The following is a 20441-nucleotide window of genomic DNA, read 5'->3' as shown; positions in this document are numbered from 1 at the left end:
AAGCACGTCAGGAACGGGATGCTGTCACCCGTTGAGTTCGAACGGCAGCAGGAAATGTAACCCGAGGGTGTCCACGAAACTCGGGGCTATTCACTATGAAACTCGTTTTCTTCCTTTTCTACACGTATGCCTCTTTCTCAGCGATGCTGGGGAAGGCATTGAAAAACTCACCGGTGAGCAGCATCCGGTGCATGATGACGGCCAGCTTCCGGGCGACAGCGATGCGCGCCTTTTTTAAGCCGCTACGCTTCGCAATCCGTAAGCCCCATTCCCGAAGGGCGGAGGGCTGCTTTGATCTTGTCAGCAGGACGTTGGCGGCCTCGTACAAATGATGACGGACAACCCTGTCTCCATGCTTTGAGATACGGCCGTTATAATCCATCTCGCCTGATTGCCGCCGCCGCGGTGTCAGCCCGAAATAGGCACCGACATTCTTGGATTTTTCAAAGCGTTCCGTATCATCGATCGCCAGAACAAAATTAGCGGCAGTCACCGGACCAACGCCTGGCACGCTCATAAGCAGACGGCAGGCCTTGCAGCCGTAGGAATAGTCCAGCACCTTTTCATCAAGTTCTTCAATCTGCTTTTTGACTACACGCAAAACATCGAGCTGCGCGCGCAGCGGGGCAGCCAGAGCGCCGCCTTCGTCAATGATTTCCTGAATGCGTCTTTCAAACGCAACGCCTGCAATGCCCTTAATCAGTACACCAAATGTCCGTAGTGTTCCGCGAATCTGATTGACGATGTCTGTGCGGATGACAACCAGGTTGCTGCGCGTCCGGAAGAGGGCGCGGGATGCGTGGCTGTCGAAGCTCTTGACCTGGACTGGCTTATACCAGCCGCATCTCATGATTTGCGCTATACCGTGAGCGTCGTTCTTGTCGGTCTTATTCATCTGAATCTTCAGCACGCCGTGGGCATGGTAAGAATCAATACAGATCGCTGGCAATCCCATCTCTGTAAGGCCATGCCAGTGCCAGGTCGAAAGATTGCCGGTTTCGAGACCGATAGATACAGCGTCCGGCGCACGTTCCTTAACCATTTCGCCTATGGCTTCCGGCGTCGATGCACAATCTCCTTGCCAGAGAATCTTGCCATCCTGATCTACAACGCAGGCATGCGTCACATCCTGAGAAACATCGAGACCAACATACTTCTTCATATTCTTATCTCCATTAAGTGCTGTAGATTAAAAAGGCGTCATATTGTTCGGGCAGAACTATAATTGACGTATTTCTCATCCATTACACTAAATGCGATAATATAACTTATGACAAATAGGGCGCGGATCTGATCACCGAATCAACGGTTTGCCGCCAATCGGCCCGTTTGCATTCTGCAAACCGCCACGCATGAAAGCGGCGCGCCGATAGCGTGACCAGCTTGTGGCCACGACCGGCGATGATGTCCCGATCATAAGAGGTGCAGCTCGAACGAAGGGAGTTGCACGATGAAGAACGATCCCACCAGACATTCCGCCGGTCTTGAACTGAGCGAGGATTTCGTAAATCGCGCCATCGCGCTGCGCGGCGGCAAGAACCTCGACGGCGCATTCCTGATGGACCTGCTCGATGCTGGTCTTGCCATCATGGAGCTGTCGGCCGGCAGCCACGACGAGCGCTGCAGCAATCCGGACTGCGACGGCTGCCGCATCCAGCCCCAGAAGCCGTCGCCGACCATCATGGCGGAGTTCGCTGATGTTCATGCGCAGCTCGACCGCTCGTTGGAGAAAGCACAGGCCGGACATAAGACCGAGCGTGCGATCACCATGGCGGTATCGGAAGCGAGCCTAATCTTCATGGCCTGGCTCGACCGCATGATCGAGAGCCGCATTCAGGGCGGGCTGCGTGTCGTCGGCCCCGAGATCAATCTCGATCAGTCGACCGACATGGAACGTGCCGGGCGCTACCTGTCGAACCTCATGATCAACAGCCTAGAACAGCAGATGGCGGAGTTCGTGGAAGGCCGGCATCCCCTGCTCTTCCCGCGTCAAGGCAAGCCGAGCTGAGTATTGTCACCCGAATGAAAACAGAAACGGGCCGGCTCATCGCCGGCCCGTTTTGCGTCGGTGGCTACCACCACGACGAGTAAAAGACGATCAGCCCGTCGGCCATGGCCTCACGGGCCTTGGCGATGAAGCGTAGGTCGTCCGCGACCTCGGAGCCGTCGCTCTCGCCGAAGAAGAAGCCTGACGTGGGCGGCAGGTTTCCGATACGGATGTCAGCTTCGAGCCGATCAAGGTCTTCACCCGTGAGCAGGACATTGACGCAGTTGAACGATGCGCCCTCGCCGCCTTTCTCGCGGTAGAGGCGTTCCATCCAGCCGTGCAGGTTGGGATGCTTGCGCCAGTAATGCAGCTCGCCGTAGTGCTCGACATCGAAGTCGACCGGCGATGCCGGCGCGGCATCAAGCGTGTGAGCGAACATATCCAGTCCCATTTTTCTTTCCTTTCGTTCGTTGTTGATCGTCCCGAAGGACGCGGACGAAAGGCCGGGCGGCATGGGCTGCCGCTGTCATGGTCAACACGGCCCGCCCCCGGCGGGGTGGTGCGGGCAGACCATTGACGGCAAAGCGCCGTCCGGCAGGAGAGCGGATTTACTGAGGGCGGAAATGAACGAAAGCTAATGGGCGGAAGTATCGACACCAATGCTTGCGCTGACGAGCGCGGTTTTACCGGCTAGCGAGGGACCGGTACCACTTCCGAACCGTTGTTCCAGTAGAAGTGTCGTCAAAGCGAAAACACTCGGCCAACACGTCGATAGAGGCAACTACCGCCGAGAGCACCGGTGCTGAGAGACTGCTCCCGCTTCCCGTCTCGTAGTGACTGACCCAATTTCCGACCAAGGCCGGAACATGGACCGTAGAAAGGTCGCTGACCTGCTTTGCATCAAGGATCAGCGAGCCAGCCTTCTTGTGCAGATTAACCGCTGACGTAATGGCATCAAGGCAATTGCCCACCATCCGGTTTGTGTCCTTGATCGCAAAGTCTAGAGGAACCGGGATGTCGACTCTCCGTATGATCTGTTGCAGTTTAAATTCGAGGTACTGGCGGATCAACGGCTCAGCCTGTGAAATCTGTCCGGCAGAGAGCAAGGTGTTGATCGTGCTTCTCAGACGATCCGCACCTTGGGTTTGGCTGAGTATGGCGCCCATTGGAGGCGAACCCTGCAGTTTGTTATGGTGCCAGTCAGTTGTTCCACCAAGCCTGTCGAAATACTTCTCAAGCAGGCCATCGTGACTGAGAATGATGAATTGAAGCCCGTCTGGGTTGGCGGGCTGCTGTAGCTTGGTCCGGATCAGTTCCATCAGGAAATACTGGTGACCAGCGTCAAAGCTGGAAGTCACATCGTCTAGTACTACAAACCGAGGTGCGCCCGAATGTCTGGCGGCCGCAGCGAGGAAAACGGAAATCGCCAACGCGTTGCGATAGCTTTCGGACAAGAGTGCGCGTGCCGAGAGCCTGTGCTGGCCGTGGAAGTCGCTTAGCTGAACGTGAAGGTCTTCGCGACCATCAGCACGTTGCAACTGCGGCACAACGTCGGCGACGTTCATGATGCCCCGAAACATGTCTTTATATTCAATGTCGATGTCGGCAATCTTTGCCTTGGACAGCGCGGCTTCAGCATCCGAAAACCGTGTGGTGGCAGCCGTGATGAATTTCCGCCAACGCTCTCGGACATCAAGGCGCGCCTGAACTCCCGCCTCTTCCTTTTGCTTCTCGCGGTAGCGTTCCAAAGCCTCCTTGAACTGCCGCCCATACTCGACCTGCTCGGTGAGCTGAACAAGCGAGGCAGGCAATTCTTTTTCGAGGTCGGCCTTTTTGTCCCGAAGAATTTGAAGCGCAGTACCGCAGTCGGCGACAAGTTTCTCTGTCCAAGTCATAGCGGCGGCGATACCGTCCTTGGTGATCTCACCGGAGGAAAATTTGCTGTCCAGCGCGACAAGCTGCCGTGCGGATTGGTCCACCTTCAACGCTGCAGCGGCCTCGTATGCGGCGAACAAGCCTCTCCACGCCGATGATTGCCAAACGTTATCGATCTCGGCGGCCTTGGAAGAAGCCTCCGCATACTGGGCAAGCTGAGCGCTGATATGCGCGCTGATCGAACCGCTGAAGCCTTGCTCGCAAAGCGGACACTTATCGTCGTGCGCCCATACACCCCTGTCCACACTTACGGCGTGGCCGGCGTCGTAAAGGCGCTTAAACAAATCGCCGCGCGTCTTGGCAAGCAGAGCATCGCGAGCATCGACAAGCGATTCTATCTGCGCTTTTTCGCTCCGCGCTTTGGTAAGGTCATGAGCCACCAGCGCGTCAAGGGAGGTAATGGCTTCTATCGCCTGCTCAAGTTCTCGGCGGCTCTCGCCGCCTTCGGCGGTCTTGATGACCTCCTTGATTACCTCGAAATCGATGTCGGCTAGCTCCTTGCCTTCAAAATAGGCCTTCAGAAGTTCAACATTGCGGAGCGCCCGGACGACGTCCAAGGCGTAATCGTCAAGCTTGGCGATGTCCTGCAAGGTTGCGCCAGTGACTTTTTCATAGCTGGTGCGCGCGATCGTAAGTGCGCGTTGCGCCTCCTGCTGCGCGGAGGTCTTGCTCGTGGTGAGAACCTTGACTTCAAGATCGGTATTCAAAGTCCGCGAGTCGGATATCGCCTGAAACGCCTGCCGGCGGTCAGAATATTCGGACAGGCCGAGAAGGGCAGAAAAGGTGCGACCACGCTCAAGAGGTGAATCTTCGATGAACCGCGAAAAATTGCGGTAGTCCAGAAGTGCAAAGGCTTCACGGAGCGTCCTCAGAAACCCTTCGGGATCGGCGTGCCCGCTTGGGCTGGTGACAGTGCGCGTCCCGGCAGCGTCGCGCTTCACGCAGACGGTGACAGCAGCACCGCCGTCATCGGGTTGGAACTCCAAGTCAAGGACGGCCGCTTGCTGCGAATGGAACCGATTGGTGTAGTAGTCCTCCGGGCGCTCTTGCGCTTGTAGCGTGTCCAGTTTTGGAATTGTCCCAAAAATGGCGAAGGACAGCGCGTCGAAAATTGAACTTTTGCCGATACCGTTGACTGCAAATACCGAGTTGACACATCCGGCCTGAAAACGAAGGTCGAGTGGATCGGCCTCGTTGTTGACGCCTCGGAAGCCTTCGATCTTGAGCCTTGTCAGATAATACCGCGCCATCGGTCGCCTCACGTATCGCTGCGTGCGGGCGACGCGACCAGAGTATCAAGCGCCTTTGCGATTTCGGCGTTGAATGTGGCGCGGGCGTTTGAGTCTCGTTCCCCCTCACGGACAATTTTTGCCAGAGTATCAGCGTTCGCGTGAAGGATGGCGGCCATGTCCTTATCGACGGATTCCAGTCCCGCCAGAAAGGCTTCGAAGTTTTCCTCGAATGATTTAGATGCGTCGAGCGCAAAATCGTTTGCGGTCATGGAGTCCCCCAGCTTACATCGTCGTCCAGTTTGTTCAGCGTCAATTACCGCGAATTCTCAGATTGGCGGTTTTCGGGTCATAGACATATTCTGTGATCGTGCCGTCTTTTATCTTCTCCACCGCGTCGTCGATGACGAACACGGGGACCAGAAACCACTCGCGCGGGACAACCGGATTGCCGAAGCGATCCTTGATCTTGATGTCGAGCCGGCCCGGGTCGAAAATGCGATGGATTAGGTTTTCAAGCTTTGTCCGATTGATATTGGCCAACTTGTAGGTGGCGACAATTTCCACGTCGGCCAGCAGGAAGGTCGGGTCGAGCTTGGCATTGGCGAGCCGCGCATTCAGGTCACCGCCCGTCACACCAATCTTATGCAACACGTCGCGATGCTGTGCGATAGCTGGATCATTGGACTTGCTACGGAGAACATAGATCGTGCCGCTCGCGAGGTCGCCGTCTTCGCTCTCACCGGCGAACAGCGGCCCGGCGACGGGATCGGTAATCCGCCGTCCCGCGTCATCGCGGTGAAGGGCGCGCTGTAGTGAGCGCAGCAGCACATCGCTCTCGGTGCCATTGTCATAGATGACGCGCAACCGGCTGTCGCGGCGCTCGTATTCGGTCATGAACTCTTCGCCGACTTCCGCGACATAGGCTATCTGACCGCCGACGATGAAGTACTCGCCCTTCTGGATTTCTGCCATCGTCTGGAAAGGCCTCGCCTGGCGTATGCCGGCGTCGAGGTCTTTCCTTACTTGGGCGAACAGCGGCTTGAAAGTGTCGAAGTCCCTGCACGGCGTGCGGTTAGCGATTTCCTCCGCCGCGCGCTTGTCGGCCGCAGTCCGTACGTGCCTAAGGTCCCTGATGTCCGATGTGCCCGCAGCGCCTTCGAGCTCTGCCATGAGGTCATCGTCATCCATGGTATCCACCGGCGCGGCCACAGGAGCTGCCGAGCCAAGAAGAATTCCCTGACGATCAAACGGTGCGAGAATTGCTCGGCATTCTTCAATCGCGCGCAGCCGGTCCAGGCGAACCGCATAGAGACGCTCGAATATGTCACGGTCTTCGCCATGCTGCGGAGCGCGGCCATGCATTTCGACGAAACGCTGAATGTCTTCGAAGCCCGCGATGATGCGTTCTTCCTGAGGAGAACGGCCACCTTTCTTTTCAGGCTCGGCGAAGTCTTCCAGCTCGGCGCGGAGTTCATCCAGATCAAGGTCAGACATAGCGGCCCTCATCCTTGTAACGAACGAAAGCAGCAGCGCCCTCGGCCAAGTGTTTCTCCCATGGGTCTGTTGCCGTTATGGAAGGCAGGCGACCTCGCTCGCGCTTGAATTCAACGGCCCTTTTGGCGATGACCTTCGCTTCCTCGGGCGTTATCCGCGTTTTCTTCGCGGATATGGCCGCCTGAACCTGCTTCAGGCTTTCCTCGCTCATGGTCTTGGCAAGGATGGCATAGGCTTCGCCAAAAGGATTGATCCGGTCGATCAGGTCGATATCGAGTTCGCGCACGTCCATCGCAAATTTGCGAACGCCATCGATCAGTGCGGTATTGGCGGCAGGCTCGGCATCCCGGCCGCCACCTACGCCGCCTTCACCGTCGCCAAGGACGATCTGTTTTGCCTGCTGCGTCAGGTTCAGGGCTGCAATGGCGTGTTGACGGACCGCCTCCTGGTCTCCTTCATCAAGCTCGGGGTACTTGTCCTTTATGATTTTTCCCATGCGGACCTGGGTCAGCTCCTCGGGGATCATCTCCTCGTCGAACAGTCCGCGCTCGATGGCGGTCTTGTCCTGGACAAAGGCGGCAATCACCTCATTCAGGTCCTCGCTGCAAATGCGCGAGGCTTCCTTGCTCTTCGGTTCGGCAAGGCCCTTGATCTCGATGTGGAATTGGCCGGTTTCTTCATTAAAGCCGACATTGCCCTTATTGGGATCGTATCCACTCTCGCCATAGTCGAAGCCCTCGACCGGGCCACTTTGCGGGTTCTTCGGGGTGAAGTTGAAGCGCGGGGCCAGTACCTGCTCCATCAACAGACTGGCAGCGATAGCCTTGAGCGTGTCGTTCACGGCTTCGGTCACAGCGTCTTCAGCAGCGTCCGGCTCTGCGATCAGGTTTGTAAACCGTGCGCGAGTCTTGCCCGGCGCGTCGCGCGTCGCGCGACCAATGATCTGCACAATCTCGGTGAGGCTGGATCGGTATCCGACCGTCAGAGCGTGCTCGCACCAAATCCAGTCAAAGCCCTCCTTGGCCATGCCAAGCGCGATGATGATGTCCACGTGATCGCGGTTGTTCTTCTGCGCCGGGTCCTTTAGCGATGCCAGAACCTTTGCGTGCCGATCAGGACCGTCATCGACGAGGTCGGCAATTTTCAAAATGCGCCCGTCAGCGCGCTTTACGAGGTCGAAGCCTGTAGCGGGGTCCTTCCCTTCCCAGCTTCCTAAGACCCCCATGATCTCGCTGACTTCGGTCGTCTTACCGCGCTTCGTGCTCTCGCGGGAATTCACGTTCGGGATATGGACAATCGTCTTCTCGTTCGTGTCAATCACCTGGGCGATGTCATCGACATAGGAACCTGAATAGAAGAAGTAGCCGATATCGAGCTGCTTCAGATGCTCGTAGCCGTTCAACTGTTCGTAGTAGGTGTAGGTGACGGTATCGAACTTTGCTTCGTCATGCGGCGCGAGAACCGGCACAGCGTCGCCCCGGAAATAGGAGCCGGTCATCGCGACGATGTGGGCACGGTCGCGCGCGATAAATGCGCCGAGATGCTGCCCGAGCTTACTGTCCGGGTCTGCCGATACGTGGTGGAACTCGTCGACGGCGATCAGACGGTCATCGAACTTCTCGACCCCGAACTTGTCCACGGCGAAACGGAAGGTTGCGTGTGTGCAGACCAGCACCTTGTCATCGCTGTCAAGGAACGCGCCCAAGGAATTGACCTTGCCGCCGTTGTCATTGCCGGGCGCGTTGCACAAATTCCACTTCGGCTGAACGACCCAGTCATCCCAGAAGCCATACTTGGTCAGTGGCTCATCACCGAAACTCGCGCCAATGGATTTCTCCGGGACGACGATGATGGCTTGTTTCAATCGCTGATTATGCAGCTTGTCGAGGGCGATGAACATGAGCGCACGGCTCTTGCCGGATGCTGGCGGCGATTTGATCAGTAGATACTGCTCGCCGCGCCGTTCATAAGCGCGCTCCTGCATCTGCCTCATGCCAAGTGCATTGGCCTTCGTGGACGCGCCGTTCCGCGAGTAGGAGACGGAAACGGAAGGTATGGCTTTCTTTTCGTCGGTCACGCGCTTGCCCCCGCCTTTTTCTTCTTCGCGGTCGCGCCCGGTGACGCTACCATCTTGGTGTACAGTTCAAACAATTTCTCCAGCCGCTCCGTATCGTTTTTAAAGCGGCGGCCGATATAAATACGCTCCAGCACCTCGTCGTTTCGCTCATGCGCTTCGCGCAAGTCGGCGGGCATGGCATCGGGATCGTAGAGATCAGCGATCGTCGCCGGAAAGTGCATTTCGCGCGCCAGCAAAATGTGCTCGGCGCAGCGGGTCAGATCAACCTTGTTCTTTTCAGTAAGATTAGGAACAGGAAAAGTATTGTAGCAGATAATTGCTGAATACCTAAAATCACCCTTCAGTTTCCCACTAACGGCATGCACCCACGCAAGGTGAATTCGTGAGCTAATCAATGCAAAGCCCCACAGCGGAGCATCGAAAACTGCCTGCGCAGAATCTGAAATGATAAATTCCGACGGGAGGTACGCAATTGGCAGGTAGTCGCGACGGACCGAAGAAACGCGCGGAACTAAAATTTGAGGCCCTTCACTTTCATTCGTCATGTAGAAACGAAAGGGCACATGCGAATAGTTGCGCGCTATTTTGCCGCCGTTTTCGCGAACAAGTCGGACGGCATCAAAACGAGCCTGGAAGAAATGCCCTGCTTCGGTCGTTAATTTATCGGCCGACGGTATCCATATGCATGAGCGCCGTTCTCCACGTATAAACTCCTTCGAGCCAGTCAATGGTCTGAAGTGCCGGGCGAGGGGCCGACATTTCGATAAATAAACATCGCGCTCATCGTCCGATGTAATTAGATTCCCTCCGTCATAAGCAACGTTTCCGGTCGACATCGGAGGAATATCAGAGATGGGCGACTGTGTCCGATCGACAAAAACGTTCGCAGCATCTGCAAGATAGCCATTAATGTTGCCAGCCAATTTTTGAAAGCCTTCACCGTAGATTACCTTATTCTTAGGCTTTCTAGTTAGACCAATAATTACGCAGAATACCCCCGCGTTGTTAGCGGCGTTGTTCTTCCACACAAAAGTTTCATGAGCAAATCCAATCTCGACACCGAGATTGAAAATGGGGCGCCATAGTATTGGCACCTGAACTCCTTGCACTACCGAGTTTGTCGAAACAAATGCACACGCGTCAAAGAAAGACAGGCATTGAGCGGCTTTAAAGAACCATCCCGACACATAATCAAAGTACTTGTGATCATCCGTAAAGGTGAGCACGCCCCTAAGTTCTGCTTTTTGTTGCGGTGTCTGCGCATTGAAACCGGAAAACGGCGGATTTCCACAAATGTAGGTCTCCCCGCCCTCATTCTCAAAGTCGATCTGCGCTTGATCAAGCGGCGTGCTAAAGAGATCATCGCCGTGCAGCTTAACGCCCGTCCCGGTTGGCGGACAGACACTCAGCCAGTCAACCCGAAGCGCGTTGCCACACGTGATCCAGTTCTGCGCGTCAAGTGGGAGAAAATCCTGGAGCGCCTCCTTCTGGCCGCGATAGAGTACGTCGCACTGGAATTCGGCGATGATAAGCGCAAGCCGCGCCACCTCCGCCGGAAAGTCGCGAAGTTCGATGCCCCGGAAGTTCGTCAGCGGGATATCGGTTCGCCTCTCAAACTCGCCGCGTCGCTTGTTGATCTCGGCCTCGATGGCGCGCATTTCCTTGTAAGCGATAACAAGAAAGTTGCCGGACCCACAGGCCGGGTCGAAGACCCTGATCTTCGCCATACGCTTGCGAAGGTTCAGGAGCATGCGCGGATTGTCTCCCGCTTCTTCCAGCTTCGCGCGCAGGTCATCGAGGAACAGCGGATTGAGCACCTTCAGGATGTTCGGTACGGACGTGTAGTGCATCCCAAGCGCGCCGCGCTCTTCATCCTCGGCGACGGCCTGGATCATTGAGCCGAAAATGTCGGGATTGATCTTCGTCCAGTCGAGATTGCCAATGTGAATGAGATATGACCGCGCGATCCGGCTGAAGCGCGGCACGTCAGTGCTGCCGGAAAACAGCTCACCGTTCACATACGGGAACGCGTCAGCCCATCGCGCGATCCCGGCTTTGGCGCGCTCTTCGCGCTTCGTGTTCATGGCGCGGAACAGCTCGCCGATCACCTCATGGGTGTTCGACGAGTCCTTGGCGCTCATCTTCTCGATGGTGTCCGTGAACAGGTCGGACTTGTGGAAGATGTCCGTATCCTCGGCGAAGAAGCAGAAGATCAGCCGCGCCATGAAATGGTTCATGTCATGGCGGCGCGCCTCAGTGCCCCACTCGGGATTGTCCTTCAGAAGCTCGACATAAAGCCGGTTCATCCGGCTCGTAGCGCGGATGTCAAAGGAGCTTTCCCGCAGCTGCTTGACCGTCGTGATGCCGGCTAGCGGCAAGAAGAATCCGAAGTGATTGGGGAAATCTGAGTATGCGCAGGCGACCGTCTCGCCCGTGTCGATATCCTCCGCCTCAAAGTCCGTGCCGTCGGTCGCGAGGATGAAGCGCGCCTTCGCCTTCGATGTAGCTGGGCTTGCCTTCAGCGCTCCGAGGGTCTTCGTGACAGCGCCCGGGGGCGCAACCGCGATATGGATGTTGTTCGTCTGGAGGACACCGCCCATGTCGGACTTGTTCGAAGCCCCGGCACGCAGACGCTTGATAGTGGCTTCCTTGTTCCCGAAGGCCTGCAGGAAGGCGAACGGAAATTCGCCGCCGTCGAACGGCTGCTCGGCCAGCGCCGATATGGCTTCTTCAATCTCGACGGCGTTCATGCGCGTGCGTCCCCCGGTGCGTTCTTCATGCCGTCACGCGTCCTCCCGGTTACCCGGCGTGCCAGCGAACGGCTTCACCTTGATCTCCCCCGCTCGCTTGCGGGCCTGGGCGATGTCGAAGCTGTTCTGCATGCGCATCAGCGTTTCCATCGACACGCCGAACGCCTTTTCAAGCCGCAGCGCCATCTCTGGCGAGAGCGCGGAGTGTTCATTGAGGAAGGCTGACAGGGCGGCGCGCGTAATACCGAGCGCCCGCGCGGCGTCGGTCACCGACAGGCCGTGCGGCTCGATGATCTCGCTCTTGACGAACCCGCCCGGATGGACGGGCTCGCTGAGCCGAACGGATGTGCGAGCAGCCATAGGACAGCTCCTTTCGAATCGCTGTTCGATGTTACTTGCCGGGAAATCATGCCGTCAACCGTCGCTTGACACTTGACATATTTCGGCCCCGTCCCGTCCTGGCACCCCTTGGAGACAAAACTTGCAATGTCCGGTAAAAACCCGTACATTAGAAGAAGAGAGTGAGGTTCACCATGCCCCCATCAACCACCCGCACCGCGCGGTTTGAGGCCCGGATTTCCCCGGAGGCGCTGGCGCTCGTCCGCCGCGCTGCGGAGCTTCAGGGGCGGTCTTTGAGCGACTTTGTCGTATCAGCCGCCCAGGAGGCGGCGCAGCGCACGATTGAGGATGCGCAGGTGCTCAGGCTGGCGGTTGAGGATCAGCAGGCGCTCGCCGCGTCCATCCTTAACCCGCCAGAGCCGAACGACGCCCTGCGCCGGGCTGCTGCCGCTCATCGCCGCTTGATCATCTCAGCCTAGCGTGCCGCCCTCTTTTCGTATTGAGGCGCTTACCGCTGCCCATGACCGCAAGGGTTTTTCCTGCGGGGTCGAGGCGCTTGACGGCTACCTTGCCCGGCAGGCCGGCCAGGACATGCGCCGCCGCGTGTCCAATTGCTTTGTCGCCCTGCCCGACGGCGGCGCTGCCATCGCCGGCTATTACACGCTTGCGGCAGCCAGCATCCCCGTCCAAGACCTGCCCCAGGAACAGACCCGCCGCCTGCCCCGCTACCCGGTGCTCCCGGCGGTGTTGATCGGCAGGCTCGCTGTCGACCAGCGCTTCAAGGGCCAGCAGCTCGGCGCGGCGTTGCTATTCGATGCCATCCTGCGCGCGCTCCGGGCGGAGCCGGCAGTGCTCACAGTGATCGTCGATGCCAAGGATGAGACGGCAGCGGCCTTCTACCGGCATCACAGATTTGAAGGCTTCAGCGCGCGTCCGCAGACGCTGTTCCATCCCACCGATACAGCGGCCCGGCTGCTGCAAGCGGGCTCCGATTGAAGGGTCTCGCTATGGGGCGCGCCCATTCCAAATGCGCCGCCACCGCTCCTGCTGCAGGGCCTTTGCGAGATCAATTCGTCTCTGTTCGGATGGCGAGTAGCCGCCGGGCGGCGGAATCTCATAGCCGTAATCTAAGGGGTCATCATCTTCGCTGTCGCGCCGATCGGTGAAAGCAGTAAAGCCGCCTGAACTCTCTTTGAAGGGCCTGTTCGCATTGCGAAAGGCAGTGAACGGGGCTGCGGGCTGATCCTGCCCTGCCCGAGGGTCCGGGAAGTGCGGATCGGGTGTCCGAGGCATTTCGGGAGAAAAGAGATCACCAGAGTCCGGTGCTGTATCCGGCTCAACACGGCCGGATTTGAAAAATATCTGCCCTATAGCTTTCGCCAATCTCCACAATCTTGAAAACATCATTCTCTACTACGGCTTCGTATTACCGGAATCGAGGCCGCCAACGCCAGAAAATAATCATCTGCCGCGCCGCCACAGCCACACCAGTGGTCCCTTTCCAGTCTTCATAAATATGAAAAATAACCCGCTTCCTGCCGAGCAACCGGCCGCTGCGCGGCCGTAACCTACAGGTGCTGTTCCCAATCCTGCCGTCCATGCAAGACGCGCACGATCACAACAGCATCGTCCTCATCACGATAGACGATAAGATGAGCGTTGTAGGGATACATGCGCACCGGCGGATTGAACGCGCTGTAGAGCCTTGCAAGTCGGGGATTGTCCAGGAGAAGCTGAAAGGTCGCCAGCAGGCCCTCATGATAACGCTCGGCCTGCGCTGCGCCGAACTCACCTGCTCCGCGAACGTAGATGTCAACGATGTCTGCGTCTGCCTGACGGGTTGTCTTGAGCTTCATAAATCCCGTGCGGCAATGACCTTTTTGCGCGCGGCGTCCAGCACATCATCCAACGAACGATCGCTGATGCCGCTCTCATCACCGGCCCTGATGAGGCTTTGAAGCTCGGCAAGCTTGCTGGCCCGCTCCTGATCACGGCGGATGAGATCGCGAACGTAATCGCTCGCGTTGCTATAGCGGCCACTGCTGGCCTGCGCTTCCACCCAGTCCTTCATCGGATCGGGCAAGGACACGTTCATGGTTGCCATGGGCACCTCCTTTCCTCAGTATGGCAATATTTGGCAAAGTTTGTCAAAATCTTCTGGATCGCGAACGGTATTTCCGAGCAAGCGGCCGCCCGGCACACGCCGGGCGGCCGAAAATTTCTGCCCCGCCGCTAGGAATCCATCCCTCCTTCAAGCCCGCCGCGCCGCCAGCTATTCTAACGGCAACGGCGTGCCCACGAGCCCCACTCCAAGCACGTCGCGCCTCCTGATCTCCGTGCGTAACGGCGGCCGCTATGCGGCCGCCGACTGTTTTTCCGGCTCCTCTTCCGGTTCCTCCGCCGCTGCGTGCGTCGAGAACTGCGCCAGATAATCCGCCGCGCGCTGCGCATGCGCAGCGGCGGCAAAGATCGCCCGCTTGTCATCCTTCAACGCTTTCAGCCACGAGCCGATATAGGCGGCATGCTCCGCGCGCGGCGCGGGCGTCAGGGCAAGGTCGGCGCAGATAAAGGCCGCGCCCAGCTCGGCGACAAGCTCTTCCATGGCATAGCCTTCATCACCAAACCGCTTGCGCCCAAAGTCCCGCGCAAGGCGCTTTTCATGCTTGGTCCAGTGGGTCAGCTCGTGCGCGAGCGTGGCGTAATAGGCTTCCGGCTCCTTGAAGGCCACAAAGGGCGGCATCTGCACGCGATCATCTGCCATGCTGTAGAAAGCGCGGTCCCCGCCCTCGCGGATAACCGCGCCCGTCGCTGTAAAAAACGCCTCCGCCCTCTCGATGCGCGCTACCGGCTCAAGGGCCGGTTCCTGCACCGCGTAGAAGTGCGCTGGCAATCCCTCCACCTGTTCGGCATTGAAAACGGTGTAGCCCTTCATGAAAGGAATCTCCCGCTCCAAGTCCTCGCCCGTCGCCTCGTCCTGCTCGGTTCGCTTGATGGTGTTGGCGTAAACGACAAGGCTCCCCTTCTCGCCCTTCCGCACCTGTCCGCCCAGCTCCTGCGCCTGCTTGTAGGTCAGCCACAGCGGGGCATTGAAGCCCTGCGCCGTGGCGGCTGCCCACAGCATCAGAACATTGATACCGCGATACGGGATGCCGCTTGCTCTCAAGGGCCGGGTGATGCGCCCGGCAGCGTGCTCGGCGTTCCAAGGCTTGAGCCATGGCCGCACGCCCTTTTCCAGCTCTGCTACGATCTGGTCGGTGATGCGCTCATAAACGTCTGTTGGCATTGGTCTTTCTCCTAGTCTTGTTGGTGGTTGCGCCATGCAACCGGACTAGGCCCGCGCCAATGAGCGGGGGGTCGGCGGTCAGGACCGCTGCCGGGGAAAGGGGTATCTCCCGGCCTGCACAAGCCCACTCTTTCCTTGGGGCGCGGAAGGTCGGGGAACGCCCCGGCGGCGTCCGCAGCGTTAGCGGAGGGCTTGGTCTTGACGGCCAGGGGGACGCAGTCCCCTCTTCCTTCAAAACGGCGCGCAATGCGCGCAGGGGCGGCACGCCCCCTTCTTGTTTGAGAACGGCGGCAACGCCGCCAGGGCCGCAGGCCCCACTTCCCTTCAAGCGGCGGCGATGAGCGCCGCGCACCGATGCGCCGGCAATGCCGGCACCGCTCTGTCTTCTTGCGCGAGGGATTGAAACCGTCTGGCGGAGACGACGCGGCGGCTCCGGGCACAGCCTGAAAGCCCGGTCCGGCCTGCCGGACGCGCCCCCCAGATCAACTCTCTGCTTGTGTCAGTTCTCACGACGCCCAGATGGCGGCGTCCCCTTCTTCCTCATGTTCTGCAGCGGCCTTCCGGCCATGCAGTCCCGTTCCTTGTGCCGATTGTGTGTGTGTCCGGGCACGAACGGTCCCGATGTCCGGGGCCTTGAAAACAAGGAGGAACGAATGAACACCTTACTGACCATCGCCGAGCTGCAACATCGCACCGAGTCCGACCTGCGGGCTCTATTCCGTCAGGCGAGCCAGGCGCTCGCCCGCACCGCTGCCGGCACGCCGGAGCGCCGTAACAACCTCGCCACACTCGAAAACATCGCGCGGGCTCTCGCCCTCGCACCGGGAGCGCGGGGCTTTTAGCCCCCGCTTTTCCGCCGCTTTTCCCCCGGGGGGCGGCACCCACCCTGCCGCCCCCAAAAACTTGCCTCGGGGCGGTCGTGCATGTTATTATTTTTGTAATAACACCTAGTGGAGATACGCATGACGACAGTCAAAGTTCGGCCCATAGGCAACTCACTCGGCGTGGTCCTTCCGAAGGAGACGCTGGCACGGCTCAACGTGAAGGATGGCGACACGCTGTTCCTGACGGAAGCGCCTGACGGGTCTATGAGAATCACGCCGTATGACCCGGCATTTGACACGCAGATGCGTGCGGCGCGCGAAGGCATGGGGCAGTACCGGAACACCTTGCGCGAACTCGCCAAGTGAGCGCGCCTGTCTGGTTATTGAGGGACGTCATCAACGCCGTGCACGATATGCAGCTGGCGGAGCATGGCGGCGCGCCCGGTGTGCGGGATGAGGGGCTGCTGGAGTCAGCGCTGGCGCGACCGGTCAATCTTCATGCCTATGGCGAAGCAGATCTTTGCCGTCTTGCCGCCGCCTACGCGTTCGGGATTGTGCGCAATCATCCCTTCGTTGATGGGAACAAGCGCACGGGATTTCTTGCGGCGTATATCTTCCTCAAAATCAATGGCATCGATCTCATTGCCGGCGAAGTTGAAGCAACGACAGCCGTTCTGGCGCTGGCTTCAGGCGATACAAGCGAAGAAGACTTCGCTGATTGGCTGCGCGCGAATGTACGCGCCACTACGGTCCGCTAATCGCATCCCCAGCCCTCTACAAGCACACGACACTTTGAAATAGGCGAGGCACGCACGGCCGGCCCCAACGGTGTCCATACCAATACCTCAGAGTGGCGATTACTGGCTCAGCGATCTGTGATGATGCCGCGCCGCATCGGCCGCCCCGCCTGCACCGCCATATGCCGCTCTGTTGCCTCCAGAGCCCGCCGGCAGTCCGCTAAAGCCGGGTCGCCAAAGAAGGAGTCGGTCGGAGGGCTTTCCAGCAATGCGATCGCATCGATGATGAAGCGCACGGCCTGCTCGTGCTGGTCTTGCACCTCCGCCCCGATGGCCTGGAGCAACAGGTCGACGACCGGCGCGCTTTTCCCGGAAGCGGAGGCCGCAAGCCTCAGGAGCTTCACAGCCGACCGCAGGTAATGGAACGCCTCTACGTCTGAGGCATGGCGGCTGCTGAATGCGGCGGCGGCCCGCTCTTCCCGTTCGCGCGGTGCCGCGCTCAGGATCTCGTCAGCCTCATCGCTTTCATCCCGTACTTCCGCGACGCGCGCGATGCCGAGATGAGCTTCGGCGACATCATAGGCACTTTCAGAGCGCAGATAGACCACCGGCGAGGCGGGCGCGCCCTGCCCGTCATAAAACATGACGAGCGCCCGGCGGCGATCCACCAGCGCGCGCCGCACGCCGCCAAGGTACAGCTCCGCTGTCCCTACCGTATCGATCCAGCAATTGATCGGAGGATGCGCGCGGCGAAACTCCGCAAACCGCTTGTCCAGCGCAGCGTGCAGCGCCGGATCGTCCTGCGGACGTCCCCACCAGGAGGCCCCATCGTCATTGTCCGCGCCGGAGGGCATCATCCCTTACCTACGTATCAGCATTCATGCGGTCGATGCGCCGTATCATCCCTTTGAGGATGGTCTTCATCAAGGGGTCTGCATCCCGAATACACTTTTCGACATGGCCGGGAGGAATCACGACCACGACCATCGGCTCGGCGACAATGACGGTCGATTGATGTTTGGTTTTGCGGATGATCGCCATGTCACCGATAAGATCGCCCGGCAGGAGTTGCCCTACCTCTTTGCGGCCTTCAGGATCGTCTTTGTAGACCTTGGCCGTGCCAGACTGGATCAGGTAGGCATTCACCGCTTGATCGCCCGGCCGGATGATAGTCGCGCCCGGCGCGAAGGTCTTGCGGTCGTAAATATTATAGTTCGTCATTGTTCAACACACTCTGCCAGGACCGCTCTACGTCTATCCGCCGGACGAGCGCTTGGCGGAGCCTTGATGTCCGAACTCACGTTGCAGCAGCGCGACCGCGCGCTCCAGCGTTTCTCCGAGTCCCCAGCCCTGCGCATCGGCAATCGCGCAGAACTCTTCGATGGTGTCAGGGCGCGCTTTCAGATTGAACTGCGCGTTGCGCCCTGTGCGACGCCGGCGCGGCGGGTCTGCACGAACGGCCTGCTTCACCGGTTCGGGCTGCGGTTCCCGGCTCCGGAATCCCGCAGCGGCGGCAGCCTTCTCGGTCGCCACCTTGGGCGGTTTTTCATTGACCGCCGGTGCGCGCGGCATCCAATCGCTCGCGTTGAAATCTTCAAGGGCATCGGCAAAGCCGAGATCAGCGCGGTTGTCGGTCATGATCACGCTACCTTGGCGGCAACCGTGCCGCCCTTCAGTTTCGCAATGACCTCGCCCGCAAAGGCCCGGGCGTTCTCGATGGCTCTATCCACATTGCTGACTTGATCGCTGCGAAGGTCAGACAGCAGTCCCCCGAAATCAAAGATGTCACGGAAGGCGGCACGCTCGACGATGGACGTGGAGAACACGTCAATCGACGCCTTATCCAGTTGCTCGCGAACATTGCGCAACGCGCGCGATGTGACGGCGGCGCTGGTGCGGGTCAGAAGGATGCTGTGAGGAATTTGCCGGCGCGAGAGGCGCTCTTGATTGCGGATCAGCCTGATGGTCTTGGCCGCGCCCTTCGCGTCCATGGACGCGCCCTGCGCCGGGATGATGACAAGGTCTGACATGCCGATGGCATTGGCGACCATGAGGCTGGCCGTGCCTTCAAGATCGACGATAACGAACTGCGCTTTGGCGGCGGCGTTCTCGATGAGATCGACAATCGTGTCTTCGGTCACATCCGCGATGATGTCGATGTTGGAGGGCTTGCCCGGCATTTTGCCCCACTGCGAGATCCAGCGCTCGGGGTCTGCGTCGATGACGGTGACGCGCGCGCCTTTGGCGGCAAGCTCACCTGCGAGCAGCAAGGCTGACGTTGTTTTTCCGGCTCCACCTTTGGGATTGGCAAATGAGACTACAGGCATACACGCTCACTATGTAAAAGATTAAATGAATCACCTTCTTGCAAAATAATACCAGATAGCTACTGGCTACCAAACAGCAATCTATTGGTTATCCGATAGCTACTGGCTACTAAGCAGCAATCTATTAGGTATCGGATAGCTAGTTGATATCCAGAAAGTAGCTTACCGCTATCATTCAAGTAGCTATCAGGAAGCTATCTGTTAGCTAGCTGATACCGTTCCCCGGCCCACGCCGCCCGGAATTGACGCAGATCGCACGCTGCAAGGCACGACATATGACAAGAGATTCGGTGATTCTGCAGGGAAGGGCACGATTCGGCTGTCTCAGGGCCGCGCCGAGAATCAGACAACAGTGCACGAAAGCCCTGCAAACCCGCATCGCGGGAGAACCGACTTGCTATAGCCGAAGACATTGCTGACAATTTGTTGTGGCTCCTCAAGGGCCGCGCAATCTTCAATCACTCAAGAGGCGATTTTGAAATAACAAAAAGAAAACCCGCCAAGAAGGGCGGGTCGCTCGATAAATCGAGATGTTCGTGAAATCAGCACTCCGAATATCTCATGCTCTAAAACTAATCGCAATACCTTTTTGCGATGAGATCGTGCGCCCATATTTTCTGCGGGTTTTCTCCGAACGATAAGGAGAAACCAAATGACTATGCAAAATGATGCGCAGGCCGCTTTCATCGAATCGGCACGCGCCCTCAAGAATCGCGCCGCGCCATCACAAAGCCTGCGCGTCCCAACAATCGACGCGGAGCGCCGCCAGCGATCACTGCAGACCTGCCACCGATATGCGGCGACCGAGCGTCCGCGCCGCGCGGTCTCGCCCACGGGCAATGGCTACGTGCCGGAGCTGGCCGCGCGCATCGAAGACGATCCGAACCTAACCGATGGCGCACGGCGCTGCGCGCGCAAACTGGCGGAGCTGACCTATCGCCAGAACAGAGAAGGGCGGGTACTGCCGGTGACGGTCACTTACCTTGCTCGCGCGCTCGGGCGCTGCCGCCGTTCGGTGCAACGCTATCTCAGGCAGCTGGAGGAGGGGGGCTATGTGGCGGTCGAGGTCGTAGCCTCACCGCGCTCGCGCATGTGCATCGGGCTCATGGTCCGACTGCTCGCGCCGCTTCTGGCCGCCCATCACCGTCAAAGCTGGCCGCAAAGCGCCCAGAACCCAGGAGCGACACCAGAGTCACTGAATCATAGGTTCAGGTTATTATTTCAAGGAAAGGCTTGCAGCGTTCCCGTCGACCTGTGGGCACTGCGATGCATGGACGGCGTGTTCCGCTCCCTTATGAAAACGAAACCGCTCACAGCACTGCCGCCGGTCCATCTCGCCTGAGAGAACGGCTTCACCAGCAAGGCCAATTCCTGCCCGGCAGAGGGGCGGAGAGGTCAGTATTGCCTTCAGGGGGTGGGTTTTTGGCGTGGTCAGTGCCAGAACCCGCCACAGCGC

22 protein-coding genes are annotated in these 20441 nt (G+C 58.8%); 7 read left to right on the top strand and 15 right to left on the bottom strand.

The window, feature by feature from the left end; genetic code table 11:
* Window positions 1-118: 118 nt before the first annotated feature.
* The gene (locus tag ACVJNE_RS16875) at window positions 119-1162 is read right to left on the bottom strand and encodes an IS110 family RNA-guided transposase (RefSeq protein ID WP_499567402.1); all 1044 of its coding nucleotides are present in this window, start codon (window positions 1160-1162) and stop codon (window positions 119-121) included.
* Window positions 1163-1450: 288 nt separating this feature from the next.
* On the opposite strand from ACVJNE_RS16875, the gene ACVJNE_RS16870 reads away from it, so the two are divergent.
* Window positions 1451-2008, top strand: a complete 558-nt coding sequence (locus ACVJNE_RS16870) for a hypothetical protein (RefSeq protein WP_499567400.1) — start codon at window positions 1451-1453, stop codon at window positions 2006-2008.
* 64 nt (window positions 2009-2072) lie between these two features.
* On the opposite strand, the gene ACVJNE_RS16865 is transcribed toward ACVJNE_RS16870, so the two are convergent.
* The 7 genes from ACVJNE_RS16865 to ACVJNE_RS16835 form a co-directional block, all read right to left on the bottom strand.
* The gene (locus tag ACVJNE_RS16865) at window positions 2073-2438 is read right to left on the bottom strand and encodes a phosphoglycerate kinase (protein WP_499567398.1); all 366 of its coding nucleotides are present in this window, start codon (window positions 2436-2438) and stop codon (window positions 2073-2075) included.
* A 232-nt stretch (window positions 2439-2670) separates the two neighbouring features.
* Window positions 2671-5172: an ATP-binding protein gene (locus tag ACVJNE_RS16860; RefSeq protein WP_499567396.1), complete on the bottom strand. Its 2502-nt coding sequence runs from the start codon at window positions 5170-5172 to the stop codon at window positions 2671-2673.
* A gap of 8 nt (window positions 5173-5180) precedes the next feature.
* Window positions 5181-5423 (bottom strand): hypothetical protein, encoded by a 243-nt coding sequence (locus ACVJNE_RS16855; protein ID WP_499567394.1) that lies wholly within the window; start codon window positions 5421-5423, stop codon window positions 5181-5183.
* 40 nt (window positions 5424-5463) lie between these two features.
* Window positions 5464-6648 (bottom strand): GIY-YIG nuclease family protein, encoded by a 1185-nt coding sequence (locus tag ACVJNE_RS16850; RefSeq protein WP_499567392.1) that lies wholly within the window; start codon window positions 6646-6648, stop codon window positions 5464-5466.
* Window positions 6641-8725 (bottom strand): DEAD/DEAH box helicase family protein, encoded by a 2085-nt coding sequence (locus tag ACVJNE_RS16845; protein ID WP_499567390.1) that lies wholly within the window; start codon window positions 8723-8725, stop codon window positions 6641-6643. The genes ACVJNE_RS16850 and ACVJNE_RS16845 overlap by 8 nt, the downstream gene beginning before the upstream one ends.
* A complete protein-coding gene (locus tag ACVJNE_RS16840; protein ID WP_499567388.1) occupies window positions 8722-11475 on the bottom strand; it encodes a class I SAM-dependent DNA methyltransferase in 2754 nt (917 codons plus the stop codon). Before ACVJNE_RS16840 ends, ACVJNE_RS16845 begins: the two co-directional genes overlap by 4 nt.
* 33 nt (window positions 11476-11508) lie before the next feature.
* A complete protein-coding gene (locus ACVJNE_RS16835; protein ID WP_499567386.1) occupies window positions 11509-11835 on the bottom strand; it encodes a HigA family addiction module antitoxin in 327 nt (108 codons plus the stop codon).
* A gap of 173 nt (window positions 11836-12008) precedes the next feature.
* On the opposite strand from ACVJNE_RS16835, the gene ACVJNE_RS16830 reads away from it, so the two are divergent.
* Complete coding sequence (locus ACVJNE_RS16830; protein WP_499567384.1) at window positions 12009-12293, top strand: type II toxin-antitoxin system TacA family antitoxin; 285 nt, start codon at window positions 12009-12011, stop codon at window positions 12291-12293.
* A gap of 1 nt (window position 12294) precedes the next feature.
* The gene (locus ACVJNE_RS16825) at window positions 12295-12810 is read left to right on the top strand and encodes a GNAT family N-acetyltransferase (RefSeq protein WP_499567382.1); all 516 of its coding nucleotides are present in this window, start codon (window positions 12295-12297) and stop codon (window positions 12808-12810) included.
* A 572-nt stretch (window positions 12811-13382) separates the two neighbouring features.
* Here the strand turns inward: ACVJNE_RS16825 and ACVJNE_RS16820 are convergent.
* The 3 genes from ACVJNE_RS16820 to ACVJNE_RS16810 form a co-directional block, all read right to left on the bottom strand.
* Window positions 13383-13670, bottom strand: coding sequence for a type II toxin-antitoxin system RelE/ParE family toxin (locus ACVJNE_RS16820; protein ID WP_499567380.1), 288 nt, complete (start codon window positions 13668-13670; stop codon window positions 13383-13385).
* The gene (locus tag ACVJNE_RS16815) at window positions 13667-13918 is read right to left on the bottom strand and encodes a type II toxin-antitoxin system ParD family antitoxin (RefSeq protein WP_499567378.1); all 252 of its coding nucleotides are present in this window, start codon (window positions 13916-13918) and stop codon (window positions 13667-13669) included. The genes ACVJNE_RS16820 and ACVJNE_RS16815 overlap by 4 nt, the downstream gene beginning before the upstream one ends.
* 249 nt (window positions 13919-14167) lie before the next feature.
* On the bottom strand, window positions 14168-15097 hold the full coding sequence (locus ACVJNE_RS16810) for an ArdC family protein (protein WP_499567376.1): 930 nt from the start codon (window positions 15095-15097) through the stop codon (window positions 14168-14170).
* 653 nt (window positions 15098-15750) lie between these two features.
* On the opposite strand from ACVJNE_RS16810, the gene ACVJNE_RS16805 reads away from it, so the two are divergent.
* The 3 genes from ACVJNE_RS16805 to ACVJNE_RS16795 all read left to right on the top strand — a co-directional run bounded on the left by ACVJNE_RS16805 (window position 15751) and on the right by ACVJNE_RS16795 (window position 16679).
* On the top strand, window positions 15751-15939 hold the full coding sequence (locus ACVJNE_RS16805; RefSeq protein ID WP_499567374.1) for a hypothetical protein: 189 nt from the start codon (window positions 15751-15753) through the stop codon (window positions 15937-15939).
* Window positions 15940-16059: 120 nt separating this feature from the next.
* Window positions 16060-16287: an AbrB/MazE/SpoVT family DNA-binding domain-containing protein gene (locus ACVJNE_RS16800; RefSeq protein WP_499567373.1), complete on the top strand. Its 228-nt coding sequence runs from the start codon at window positions 16060-16062 to the stop codon at window positions 16285-16287.
* Window positions 16284-16679, top strand: coding sequence for a type II toxin-antitoxin system death-on-curing family toxin (locus tag ACVJNE_RS16795; protein ID WP_499567371.1), 396 nt, complete (start codon window positions 16284-16286; stop codon window positions 16677-16679). The genes ACVJNE_RS16800 and ACVJNE_RS16795 overlap by 4 nt, the downstream gene beginning before the upstream one ends.
* Before the next feature lie 107 nt (window positions 16680-16786).
* Here the strand turns inward: ACVJNE_RS16795 and ACVJNE_RS16790 are convergent, their stop codons facing one another.
* Genes ACVJNE_RS16790 through ACVJNE_RS16775 form a run of 4 tightly spaced genes read right to left on the bottom strand, consistent with a single transcriptional unit; the run spans window position 16787 to window position 18985 of the window.
* Window positions 16787-17512 carry a hypothetical protein gene (locus tag ACVJNE_RS16790; protein WP_499567369.1) on the bottom strand — a complete coding sequence of 242 codons (726 nt, stop codon included), beginning with the start codon at window positions 17510-17512 and terminating at the stop codon, window positions 16787-16789.
* Window positions 17513-17522: 10 nt separating this feature from the next.
* Window positions 17523-17879: a Crp/Fnr family transcriptional regulator gene (locus ACVJNE_RS16785; RefSeq protein ID WP_499567367.1), complete on the bottom strand. Its 357-nt coding sequence runs from the start codon at window positions 17877-17879 to the stop codon at window positions 17523-17525.
* Between the two features lie 33 nt (window positions 17880-17912).
* Window positions 17913-18296 carry a stability/partitioning determinant gene (locus ACVJNE_RS16780; protein ID WP_499567365.1) on the bottom strand — a complete coding sequence of 128 codons (384 nt, stop codon included), beginning with the start codon at window positions 18294-18296 and terminating at the stop codon, window positions 17913-17915.
* Window positions 18297-18298: 2 nt separating this feature from the next.
* The gene (locus tag ACVJNE_RS16775; RefSeq protein ID WP_499567363.1) at window positions 18299-18985 is read right to left on the bottom strand and encodes a ParA family protein; all 687 of its coding nucleotides are present in this window, start codon (window positions 18983-18985) and stop codon (window positions 18299-18301) included.
* A gap of 652 nt (window positions 18986-19637) precedes the next feature.
* Between ACVJNE_RS16775 and ACVJNE_RS16770 the strand changes: the two genes are divergently transcribed.
* Entirely contained in the window at window positions 19638-20327 is a 690-nt protein-coding gene (locus ACVJNE_RS16770) for a helix-turn-helix domain-containing protein (RefSeq protein ID WP_499567361.1), read from the top strand.
* Window positions 20328-20441: the final 114 nt, after the last annotated feature.

This window comes from Mesorhizobium sp. DxT (assembly GCF_058448885.1).
Note: the sequence above shows the minus strand (reverse complement) of the source record. Positions and strands in the feature narration are given on the sequence as shown.

Excerpts from the sequence above, each read along its gene's own strand:
- ACVJNE_RS16875 (WP_499567402.1), bottom strand. The coding sequence starts at position 1,162 with ATGAAGAAGTATGTTGGTCTCGATGTTTCTCAGGATGTGACGCATGCC.
- ACVJNE_RS16870 (WP_499567400.1), top strand. The coding sequence starts at position 1,451 with ATGAAGAACGATCCCACCAGACATTCCGCCGGTCTTGAACTGAGCGAG.
- ACVJNE_RS16865 (WP_499567398.1), bottom strand. The coding sequence starts at position 2,438 with ATGGGACTGGATATGTTCGCTCACACGCTTGATGCCGCGCCGGCATCG.
- ACVJNE_RS16860 (WP_499567396.1), bottom strand. The coding sequence starts at position 5,172 with ATGGCGCGGTATTATCTGACAAGGCTCAAGATCGAAGGCTTCCGAGGC.
- ACVJNE_RS16855 (WP_499567394.1), bottom strand. The coding sequence starts at position 5,423 with ATGACCGCAAACGATTTTGCGCTCGACGCATCTAAATCATTCGAGGAA.
- ACVJNE_RS16850 (WP_499567392.1), bottom strand. The coding sequence starts at position 6,648 with ATGTCTGACCTTGATCTGGATGAACTCCGCGCCGAGCTGGAAGACTTC.
- ACVJNE_RS16840 (WP_499567388.1), bottom strand. The coding sequence starts at position 11,475 with ATGAACGCCGTCGAGATTGAAGAAGCCATATCGGCGCTGGCCGAGCAG.
- ACVJNE_RS16835 (WP_499567386.1), bottom strand. The coding sequence starts at position 11,835 with ATGGCTGCTCGCACATCCGTTCGGCTCAGCGAGCCCGTCCATCCGGGC.
- ACVJNE_RS16830 (WP_499567384.1), top strand. The coding sequence starts at position 12,009 with ATGCCCCCATCAACCACCCGCACCGCGCGGTTTGAGGCCCGGATTTCC.
- ACVJNE_RS16820 (WP_499567380.1), bottom strand. The coding sequence starts at position 13,670 with ATGAAGCTCAAGACAACCCGTCAGGCAGACGCAGACATCGTTGACATC.
- ACVJNE_RS16815 (WP_499567378.1), bottom strand. The coding sequence starts at position 13,918 with ATGGCAACCATGAACGTGTCCTTGCCCGATCCGATGAAGGACTGGGTG.
- ACVJNE_RS16810 (WP_499567376.1), bottom strand. The coding sequence starts at position 15,097 with ATGCCAACAGACGTTTATGAGCGCATCACCGACCAGATCGTAGCAGAG.
- ACVJNE_RS16805 (WP_499567374.1), top strand. The coding sequence starts at position 15,751 with ATGAACACCTTACTGACCATCGCCGAGCTGCAACATCGCACCGAGTCC.
- ACVJNE_RS16800 (WP_499567373.1), top strand. The coding sequence starts at position 16,060 with ATGACGACAGTCAAAGTTCGGCCCATAGGCAACTCACTCGGCGTGGTC.
- ACVJNE_RS16790 (WP_499567369.1), bottom strand. The coding sequence starts at position 17,512 with ATGCCCTCCGGCGCGGACAATGACGATGGGGCCTCCTGGTGGGGACGT.
- ACVJNE_RS16785 (WP_499567367.1), bottom strand. The coding sequence starts at position 17,879 with ATGACGAACTATAATATTTACGACCGCAAGACCTTCGCGCCGGGCGCG.
- ACVJNE_RS16780 (WP_499567365.1), bottom strand. The coding sequence starts at position 18,296 with ATGACCGACAACCGCGCTGATCTCGGCTTTGCCGATGCCCTTGAAGAT.
- ACVJNE_RS16775 (WP_499567363.1), bottom strand. The coding sequence starts at position 18,985 with ATGCCTGTAGTCTCATTTGCCAATCCCAAAGGTGGAGCCGGAAAAACA.
- ACVJNE_RS16770 (WP_499567361.1), top strand. The coding sequence starts at position 19,638 with ATGACTATGCAAAATGATGCGCAGGCCGCTTTCATCGAATCGGCACGC.